Annotated in this window: 8 protein-coding genes and 2 pseudogenes; 6 read left to right on the top strand and 4 right to left on the bottom strand. The window is 41.9% G+C overall.

Annotation, left to right across the window (positions count from 1 at the left end):
- Positions 1-76 precede the first annotated feature (76 nt).
- On the top strand, positions 77-274 hold the full coding sequence (locus BP896_RS09365; protein WP_349681950.1) for a Dna2/Cas4 domain-containing protein: 198 nt from the start codon (positions 77-79) through the stop codon (positions 272-274).
- A gap of 574 nt (positions 275-848) precedes the next feature.
- Here BP896_RS09365 and BP896_RS09355 read toward each other — a convergent pair.
- Together BP896_RS09355 and BP896_RS09350 are read right to left on the bottom strand one after the other, a co-directional pair.
- Positions 849-1,780 (bottom strand): annotated as a pseudogene (locus tag BP896_RS09355) (dipeptidase).
- 78 nt (positions 1,781-1,858) lie between these two features.
- Positions 1,859-2,977 (bottom strand): M42 family metallopeptidase, encoded by a 1,119-nt coding sequence (locus BP896_RS09350; protein ID WP_291767801.1) that lies wholly within the window; start codon positions 2,975-2,977, stop codon positions 1,859-1,861.
- A gap of 385 nt (positions 2,978-3,362) precedes the next feature.
- Between BP896_RS09350 and BP896_RS09345 the strand changes: the two genes are divergently transcribed.
- From BP896_RS09345 to ilvA, 5 genes are all read left to right on the top strand, one after another.
- Positions 3,363-5,660 (top strand): sodium-translocating pyrophosphatase, encoded by a 2,298-nt coding sequence (locus tag BP896_RS09345; RefSeq protein WP_291767800.1) that lies wholly within the window; start codon positions 3,363-3,365, stop codon positions 5,658-5,660.
- 483 nt (positions 5,661-6,143) lie between these two features.
- Complete coding sequence (locus tag BP896_RS09340) at positions 6,144-6,962, top strand: sugar phosphate isomerase/epimerase family protein (protein ID WP_291767799.1); 819 nt, start codon at positions 6,144-6,146, stop codon at positions 6,960-6,962.
- A gap of 5 nt (positions 6,963-6,967) precedes the next feature.
- Complete coding sequence (locus tag BP896_RS09335) at positions 6,968-7,933, top strand: Gfo/Idh/MocA family protein (protein ID WP_291767797.1); 966 nt, start codon at positions 6,968-6,970, stop codon at positions 7,931-7,933.
- A 182-nt stretch (positions 7,934-8,115) separates the two neighbouring features.
- Entirely contained in the window at positions 8,116-8,460 is a 345-nt protein-coding gene (gene rpmC / locus BP896_RS09845; RefSeq protein ID WP_349681949.1) for a 50S ribosomal protein L29, read from the top strand.
- Positions 8,461-8,482: 22 nt separating this feature from the next.
- Positions 8,483-9,739: a threonine ammonia-lyase gene (gene ilvA / locus BP896_RS09325; RefSeq protein ID WP_291767804.1), complete on the top strand. Its 1,257-nt coding sequence runs from the start codon at positions 8,483-8,485 to the stop codon at positions 9,737-9,739.
- 7 nt (positions 9,740-9,746) lie between these two features.
- Here the strand turns inward: ilvA and BP896_RS09320 are convergent, their stop codons facing one another.
- Entirely contained in the window at positions 9,747-10,139 is a 393-nt protein-coding gene (locus BP896_RS09320) for a DUF1634 domain-containing protein (RefSeq protein WP_291767796.1), read from the bottom strand.
- Positions 10,132-10,400: pseudogene (locus tag BP896_RS09315) on the bottom strand (sulfite exporter TauE/SafE family protein); the annotation flags it as partial. The pseudogene BP896_RS09315 and the gene BP896_RS09320, both read right to left, overlap by 8 nt.

Below are 10,400 nucleotides of genomic sequence, written 5' to 3'. Positions count from 1 at the left end.
ACCACAGCGGCATATCATATGAAGCACTAAATTAAGTAGATAAAGTAATAATCATAAACCAAGAAGAAGGAAAGGCATTAACCGTGAAATTAACGCCAAACCTAAGAATAGGGTAAAGAGGATAATACAAGATCTTAGGAAATACATACAAAACCAAGAACTACCACCAAGAACCGTAAACAAAGCAAAATGCAGGGCATGCTACTATAAAAACATATGCTCACTACGATTATCAACGAAAATATACATTCATTATACCAAGTTAAAAAGATAAGAACATCATTACTATATAGCGAAGATATAGGTAAGATTATATTAGTACATACGTTATATTGAAAAATTAATAATTATTTAAAGCAGTATTAGGTAAGATATTTGATGTTGGCATTGGAATGTATTTGTTTATTTGAAATTAAATGTTTTAATGGAATATGTATTGCAATTGCTGGTTAAGTTGTGAGAGTAAATTCATGTCATGAATAATCATAGGGTTAAGTGTTCTAATATTTCAAAGTAAGGCTACGATGAAAAACTTATAAACCCCTAAACAAATAAACGACCCAAAAATCTCTAAAGAGAATTGAAATTGATAGAGGTAGGGGTATGCCGGCATTCAGTGGGGTTGCGGAGTATGTNNTATACTGATAAGCCGAGCCTATTTAGGCTATTGCTGGATATTGCTAATGTTTATGGGGTTGGTAAGAATCGGGCTTTGGGGCTTGGGTATGTGAATGCTGAAATTGTTAAGCAGCATGTACTGCATTAATTTACTTAACTCTTAGCGTTAAAGCTATGCAGCTTAATTAAAGGCGTGGGTATGGTTGTTGAATAATTTTAATTGAATGTGCTTAAGTTAGGTTTGCCTTAATTACCCTTAATGCATTGCCGTAAAGTAGGCCACTTACCTCACCTTCATTGAATCCGGCGTTTAGTAATTCATTGATTAACCTACTAATATTATCAATGCTCTCAAGCCCCTGTGGTGTGCTTCCTATGCCTAAGTAATCTGTGCCTAATGCCAATAACCCTGGGCCGAATGTGTCGCGTATGTGCTTAATGTGCTGTATTAGTGAGCCTACTGTTGGCTTGGGGCCTATTGTTTCAGGTATCATTGTTACCCCAATTACCCCACCATTGCTTTTAAGTGCTTCAAGGACCTCATCGTCAGTGTTCCTNNGTGGTTGTTAATGGCTTTAGAGTTACTGTGGCTTATTATTACTGGTTTCCTTGAGGTTGATAATACGTCAATCATAGTCCTCTTGCTTGCATGCGCTAGGTCAATAATAACGCCAATACTATTAGCCAACCTAACCAACTCCTCCCCATAGTTAGTTAAGCCATAGTCCTTCTTAGTGAAGCATGATGCACCATACTTATTGTCGAAGTTCCAAGTTATGCCTATGGAGTTTACGCCAAGCCTATGGAAGAGGACTAGGTCATATGGCTCCTCTAAGGCGTCTGAACCCTCCATTGATATTAGGAGGCCCACCTTACCACTATTGAAGGCGCCATCAATATCCTTAACGCCATTAATTAATGTTAATGAGTCGCTGAACCTATCAATGAGCTTATAGTATGTTTTAATCATTTCAAGGGCAACATTCTTAGTTGAGTATGGTGATGAGGAGCGCACAGCCTCACCTTGACTAGGGCTGTAGGTGGTTAGTATTGGGAATACTGAGGCGAAGATAACCTTAACGTTAGCCCGCTTAAGCTTGGGAATATCCGATTGCCTACCCTCAGCGTCAATATTGAAGTCCTGGGCCCTTGGGCTGAACATTAGGTGGTATGCTATATCCTCATGTAGGTCAATTACAGGGTACATTAATACTAGGTTAATTAATGAGTTATTAAGCTTTCAAGTTGCCTTAAGCCCAAGCTTCTTAATCACCCTACTCCTAAGGCTACTTATTAATTCCTCATTAGCGCCCTGAACCACTAATGCCAGTAGCCTTGATGCATTTAGGGCATCACTAACCCTAAGAACCTCCACTGGTGAGTGAACGTACCTGGTGGGTATTGATATTGTTGCCGCTGGTATTCCATCCCTCCTAAAGGCTATACCGGCAGCGTCAGTGGTCCCACCAATGAGGACTTCTAATTGGTAGGGTATGTTATTGGCCTTAGCCACATTAATAATGTAGTTGGTTAAGCCTGGGTGGGCTATGAATAAGCCACCCCTCCCACCATCCATTATCTTCAATGCTGGGCCGGCGCCAAGCCTGGAAACGTACTCACGTTCAGTTACGCCGGGTACGTCGGCTGCTATGGTTGTGTCTAAGGCTATTGCGAAGTCTGGGTAAACCCGATCAGCGGCTACCTGAGCCCCCTTCAACCCAACCTCCTCCTGAACAGTGGCTACAGCATATGCTGTTACTTCATGGTTCCTCAATTGCCTAAGCATCCAAAGCATTACAGCTAAACCAACCCTATCATCGAAAGCCTTACCGGTCACTGCATCATTATTAAGCACCTCAAAGGACCTATCCAAAACAGCCACTGAACCAACCCTAACCCCCAGCTCCTCAACCTCACTTGCATTGCCTGCACCAATGTCAATAAACAACTCCTTCATTTCAGGAGCCTCCCTCTCCTTACCTGGGGGAGTCACGTGAGGGGGCCTACTACCTACCACACCCTTTATTTTCCTACCATCTTGAGCCTTAATGACCACTCTTTGGCCTACTAAAGTCACCTCATTCCATCCTCCAATACCCCTAAACCTTAGGAAGCCATTCTTATCAATACTATCAATGAGTAGGCCTATCTCATCCATATGCGCCGCAATCATTACCTTAAGATCCCTCCTACTACCGTACCTAACACCAATAACATTACCCCACTTATCCACCTCTAGCTCATCTACGTAGGGTTCCATTTCCTTAACCACCAATTCCCTAACCTCATCCTCAAAGCCTGAGGGGCCGAAGGCTTCGGAGAGTTTCCTGAGTAGGTTTATGAATTCTTCATTACTCATAATGCCTATGCTTAGCTCAAGCATTTTTAATTATTCACTGCCATCAAGTTGCATCATATTGGTAAAAATTAGTTAATTACCTAGGTTACTTATTTTGTATGCTTTCATTATTTATAATTATCATAAATCATATACGTATAATTAATAATTCCCTCATTATAAGGTGACCCGGATAGTTAATTATTGTAAAAATGAAATTATATTTATTACTATAAATTAATAGTTGATAGTATAGTTTACCTTTCTACATAAACTAAATATATAATGGTGAAGTCTAAATAATTATAATTATGGAATACAACTCAGTCCTATTCATTATGTTCACTTCCACCAATTACACCATGCTAGGATAAAAGAGCATGCCTCCACTAATACTTGACCACACATGATTAATCCTCTGGTACTGGTTGGATTAATAGCTGGCTTAGGGGGGATACTTATCTCCATCTTCATTTACTTATGGATTCAAAGGCAGCCGCTTGGTGATGAGAACATGATTAACGTGTGGAGTGCAATAAGGGAGGGCGCTAATGCATATATGAGGAGGCAGATAAGGACAATACTACTCTTCTCAGCAGTAATATCAGTGGTAGTAGCCCTCAGTGTTTACGCAGGCTACAGCATTAAGGTTCTGCCTGTACACCCCGAATTGAGGGGTGAGGTTACCCTTGAATCCACGTTAGTTGGGGTATCCGTCTTACTGGGTAGTGTAGCATCATTAACCGCAGCGTTCTTAAGCATGGATGCCTCCACTAAGGCTAACGTGAGGACCACTGAAGCTGCTAAGAGGGGTGTGAAGTATGCCCTGAGGGTTGCGGTACTTGGTGGTAGTGTGCTTGGGTTCTCAGTACCATCAGTAAGCGTGTTCGCGCTTGCTTTACTCTTCATAATTTACTCAATTATTGTTGGAGGAGCAACCACACCATTTAACCTAAGGATTGTTTTAGATGGCTTAGCCGGCTTCGCCTTTGGGGCTAGTTTATCGGCGCTATTCGCCCAAATAGGTGGTGGAATATACACTAAGGCGGCGGACGTTGGAGCTGACCTAGTGGGTAAGGTTGAGGCTGGGATTCCTGAGGATGACCCAAGGAACCCAGCCGTAATAGCTGACCAGGTTGGTGATAATGTCGGTGACTGTGCTGGGAGGGGTGCGGATATATTTGAATCCGTTACCGCTGAGTTGCTTGGAACAATGATAGTTGGTTGGACAGTGTACTTCTTCCTAGTTGAGGCTGGTTACCCCATTACTGAAGCCTTAGGTTTCGTATTCTTACCATTCCTAACAGGAGCAGTGAGGGTTATTGCAACAATCCCAGGGGTTTTAGTATCAGCTTATCAAGGCGAGTTTAAGGATCCCATGGAGCCATTGAGGAATGGCGTAATGGCGTCAGCAGTAACGGCTATTGCTGGATTCTTCCTAATATTCTACTTCCTAATGCCAAAGGTGTGGGTTTACTTCTTTACGGCATCATTAGCTGGAATAATAGCCGCGATAATAATAGTACTGGTGACTAACTATTATACGGGTAGGGAGGCTAAGCCTGTTATTGAGATTGCTGAGGCATCTAGAGTTAGCCCAGCATTAACAATACTTCAAGGCTTAACAACAGGCATGAATGCAACCTTCATACCAATAATAGTCATTGCACTAACCCTACTGGCATCATTTGCACTCGGTATGATTGCACCCTTACCAGTAGTAATGAGTAACTACACTATAGGTAGTATCCCCATTGCTAAATTCATCTACGGCATATATGGTACTGCGGCAGCAACCTTAGGTATGTTATCCTTAGCTGGAATAATAATGACCCTTGATGGGGCAGGTCCAATAACTGATAACGCCAGCGGCATAGCTGAGATGAGTGAACTAAGCCCGGAGGTTAGGGGTAGGCTTGACCCACTGGACTCAATAGGTAATGTTACCAAGGCCATCACTAAGGGTTACGCCATGGGTTCAGCTGCATTGGCAGCACTACTGCTGTTCCAAGCCTTCATACAGGATTACGTGGCAAGAAACCCAGCCGTAATACAGGTTACAGCCACTGACGTGTCACTTAACCTGGGGAGCTTCATAAGTGTTATGGGTTACCTCCTTAATCACTTAATGTTAATGAGGGCTGACATACTGGTGAGCACACTAATAGGTGCAATGTTACCATTCCTCTTCAGTTCCCTAGCCTTAAGAGCCGTAACTAAGGCTGCATGGAACATGGTTGAGGAGGTTAGGAGGCAGTTCAGAGAGAAGCCTGGAATACTGAAGGGTATTGAGAAGCCTGATTACTATAGGGCAGTGGACATAAGTACGCAGTTCGCATTAAGAAACATGATGACCCCCACATTATCAGTAATACTAACACCCCTAATATTAGGTCTACTGTTCGGTGGACCAGCCGTGGGTGCCTTAGTAATAGGCGCCACTGCGAGCGGTATTGTATTAGCCATAACCATGATGTGGGGCGGCGCAGCTTGGGATAATGCTAAGAAGTACATTGAGGCAGGGCATCTTGGCGGAAAAGGCTCAACAGCCCACGCAGCCGCAGTAATAGGTGACACTGTGGGTGATCCATTAAAGGATACTGCAGGACCATCACTGCACATAGTTATTAAGCTACTTAACACAATATCCCTAGTCTTCATACCTCTCTACATGATTTGGCTACTTCAAGGCGTATTCCCATAAAAACACAATACCTGCATTACCATGTTTAAAATCATAATCTTAAACTGGAATCACTTTTATTTTCCCAGAACCTAAAGGGAGTTGAGGCATTAAAGGATTGACCCCCTGCACGCACCCACACCATTTACTTACTGGGGTTTCCCCCAGCTTTCAATGGTATGAACGCGTGTAGGTCTGGGCTCCTTAATGGGTTTATTGGTTTTTACTTTATATAGCTTATTTTTATTTAAAATTAAAATACTAGTGAATTACTCAATACTAACGTAGTTCTTGATAATATCAAAAGGGTGGGGGCATTAACCCCCACCCTGGTGTAGGTGCGTGCAGGGGTCACTGTATTGGTATTACTCATTAATTTAAAGCTATCAGTCACTGTGAATTAAGGAACAATATTATATTAACTAACTCAATACACATTAAGTGGTATTTAATGCAGAATCTAATGAATTAATACTTATTAATGCTTAGTAACTTTAATTAAACATGGCGCACATAAAGATAGGTGTAAATGCCTGGAGTTACCCCTCAACAGTCAACATACGTGATGCCATTAAGCATGCTAAGAATGCTGGGTTTGAATTATTTGAGCCTGTCATTGATGAGGATGATTTAAAATCCTTCAATTCACTTGAATTTTCAAGGAAGTGGAGTAGTATTAAGGAGTCCGCTGAGGAGGTTGGGATAGGTGTACAAACCATCGCCACAGGCCTATACTGGAGGTTTAACATGATTCTTGAGGATCAGTTTGAGAAGGTTTCAAGGGTTCTTGAGGCTGAGGCTAAGGCAGCTAACATAATTGGCGCCAAGGTCCTCCTTGTAGTACCAGGGGTTGCGGTTCCTGAATTGAGTTATGAGGAGCATATTAAGAGGGCTAAGGATGCATTATCTAAGCTAGCTAAGATAGCTGAGGATTATGGCGTCATTATTGGTGTTGAGAATGTTTGGAATAGGATATTTGCCAGCCCATTGGATATGATGAACCTTCTTAATGAACTTGAACCTAAGGTTGTTGGAGCATACTTAGATGTTGGCAATACCCTACCCCATAGCCTACCTGAACATTGGATAATGGCGCTTAAGGATAGGATAGTGGCCATGCATGCCAAGGACTTCCTAGCTGAACCCAATAGGTGCACATTCGGCATACCATTAACAGGTAGTGTTAATTGGAGTAACATTAAGAAGCTACTCAGTGAAATAGGGTATGGGGGGCCATTAAGTGCAGAAATACCACCATACCCTGGCGATCCATTAAAGGCAGTTGAAGATGCTGCATCATCACTTAGGAGGATTTTCGGGTGATTAACTTGGTTAACTTAGGCATAATAGGAGTAGGGGGAATGGGTAGTACTCACTTTAAGATAGTTAATGAACTTGGAGTTAAAGTCACTGCTGTTTCCGATATTGATGAGGTGAGGTTAATGGAGTACTCTAAAATGGGTATTAGGACATATAGGGATTACATTAAGATGCTTGATGAGGGTGGATTTGACGGCGTCATAATAGCCACACCACCAAGCCTGCATGCTGATCAAGCAGTCTATGCACTTAAGAAGGGTTACTACGTGTTTCTTGAGAAGCCTATGGCTAATGACCTTGAGGGAGCTAGGTTAATATACAATGAGGCTAAGGGTAAAGGTAGATTAATGATTGGCTTCACGCTTAGATTCCATAAACTCTACATTATGGTTAAGGAAATGCTTGACTCAAAGTTAGGTAAGCCAGTAACCATGTGGCACATAGCCCTAGGCACAATGCCCACCACAGGTTGGCTTAGGGATAAGAATGTAAGTGGGGGTATTCTTAATGAACATGGAGTCCACATTCTTCACCAATACTACTGGTACGCTGGAAGAGTTAAGGAGGTTTACGCTGATGCGGTAACAGTAACCCGTGGGATAACTGTTGAAGATAATATAACAGTGTTCATGAGGCATGATAATGGAGCCTCCTCAATATTCCACCTAAGCTGGAGTGGGGGGCATGGCTGGAGGAAGTGGGGGTTAACCGCAGAGAGGGGTAGGGTTACTGTTGATGGTTATGTTACAGGTAATTACATGGTCTCTGACCTTAATGGCAACTTAATTGAGAAGGGTGATTTCGAGGAGCCAATAATGCATGCATATGTCGATGAAATTAAGCACTTCATAGGATGCATTGAAAATAATGAAAGGCCAATAGTTAATGAGGAGGATGGCTACCATATTCAGCAGATTGTTGATGCTGCGTATAAATCGGCATTAACACATAGTAAGGTAACCATCACCCAGTGAAATTACCTAAGAACTTAATATTAATTTAGTTAAAAGTTCCTACATCAACTTATTGGCATACCATTAGGCTGTGATGGCGCATTAATTAAATCCAAGGCGGGAAGAAGCAGGATAAAGGTAATTAAGCCTTCCTAGATTTTCCCCAGACTAAGCTTAAAAATGCTTAACTCTGTAACCCCTTAATGCCGGAAAAGGTTAAGTTAAGGGACCTTAAGAACATGAGCAGGGAGGATAGGTTAAGGCTGCTTAATGAACTTAGGAGCGAATTAATAAGGCTAGAGACCCAGAGGGGTAGGGGTGTTGTTGATAATCCAGGGAGGATGAAGTATGTTAGGAGGCTAATAGCTAGAATATTAACAATCGAGCATGAGGCTGAGTTAAATGATTTAAGTAATAGGATAAATGAGCTGATTAAAAAGGGGTTATCGTATGATAAGGTTTCAATGCAATTGGGCATTAAAAAATCAACCCTAAGAAGAATACTGAGGACTATGAAACCCAGTACCCCTACTAAACCTACTCAGTAATAAATATAAATACTAGTTCTTTATTCCACCTGGTGAATTATATATCACAAGGGTTAATGAGGTTTACGAACTTAGTAAGGATGCTTTAATCCTCATTAAGGATGCTCAAGCTAAGGGTATAATACATAGGACGCCCTTATACAGGTCTGATACATTAAGTTCATTAACTAACGCTGATGTTTACCTTAAACTTGAGGCGCTTCAAAAGACTGGGTCATTTAAGGTTAGGGGTGCTTACAACGCTGTAACACACTACATTAATGATGGCGTTAAGCATGTTGTTACTGCATCAGCTGGTAATCATGCTCAAGGAGTCGCCTACGCAGCTAAGATGTATGGTTTAAAATCCACAATAGTAATGCCCAAGTACACACCGTGGATTAAGATAAGTAATACTAAGAAGTATGGTGCTGAGGTAATACTGGAGGGCCAATCATACTATGAGGCTGAGAAGTACGCCACGGAATTGGCTAAGGAACTTAAGGCTAAAATGATTCATGCATATGATGACCCATTTGTTATTGCTGGACAGGGAACAATAGGGTGGGAGATTATTGAGGACCTTAAGGATATTGATTACGTAATAGTCCCAGTGGGTGGTGGGGGGTTAATTTCAGGTATTGCCTCAGTGATTAAGACCATTAAACCAAGTACTAGGGTTATTGGCGTACAGAGTGAGGTAACTCCTTCAGCATACTTATCCCTTAAACAAGGTAGGATAATTACTGTTGATAACACTGACACAATAGCTGATGGCATAGCCGTTAAGAAGATTGGGGACTTAACCTTCGACATAATGCAGAATACGCTTGATGATGTAGTTCTAGTCAGTGATCAGGAGATTGTTAACGCTATCTTAATTTTAGCTGAGTCGGCTAAGGTAATAGCGGAAGGCGCTGGGGCAGTAGCTGTGGCGGCGTTACTGAGTGGTAAGATTAATGTTAAGGGTAATGTTGTGGCTATTGTTAGTGGAGGTAATATTGATGTTACAATACTTGCTAAGGTCCTATATAAGGGGCTTGTCCAAACAGGTAGGTTAATAATGCTTAAGGGGCTTATACCGGATAGGCCAGGTATGCTTGCTCAAGTAACTGGGGTTTTAGGCAGGCTTGGGGTCAATATTGTTGAGATTAGGCATGAGAGGTATAACCCATTAATAAGGCCCAATTATACTGAAGTGGACATAATAGTTGAAGCACCGCCAGAGGAGGGGGCTGTGGATAGGGTTATTGAGGAGTTGAGTAAATTAGGCTTCAACTTTAAGGTTGAGGCGCCTTAATCCCAGTCTAAAGATGAAGTAGCGCTGGTATTACGAATATCGCTAACATTAAGTTAATGAATACAATGATTGTTATCACTACGTAGATCCAATCCTTCTCCATGGCGAATGATGCTATACCTAACGCTACCCTAAGCACTGGCGTAGCTATTAGTACCATTAATCCGAGAATTATGAAGGATAAGCCATCCGCATGCCCTAAGCCCGTTAATGCTACTGATGGTGGTAGTAGTGTTGTGTTAACATGTGATCTAACGCTCATTATCTGGTAATCACTGTAACCTAAACCCTCACCCTCAATAACCAGTAACGCTACCCCTATTAACACTAGGGCTACACTTATTATTACTCCAATCCTGAGCGCCAACCCTATTACGTAATCCATATCCCACTTAGCCATGGATCTCACCCCTATGTACAGCCACCTTAGTCCTTAACCCATACTTATAGAATAATGTACTCATTACTACTGCTGTGAAGATTAGGCTTAACGTATACTGTAATGCCACTGGTATAACTAGTATGTGATTTAGGTACAGGCCCCTAAGAAGCATCTCCATGCCCAGGAAGGCTAATATGGCTAAGAATACCCACCTAACCTGCTTATTAGTTATCCTAACCAGGATTTTTGTACCAGCCATTGCCCCTATTAGCACCCCAA

Origin of the sequence: Caldivirga sp. UBA161 (genome assembly GCF_002506515.1) — an archaeon.
GTDB lineage: Archaea > Thermoproteota > Thermoprotei > Thermoproteales > Thermocladiaceae > Caldivirga.
Note: the sequence above shows the minus strand (reverse complement) of the source record. Positions and strands in the feature narration are given on the sequence as shown.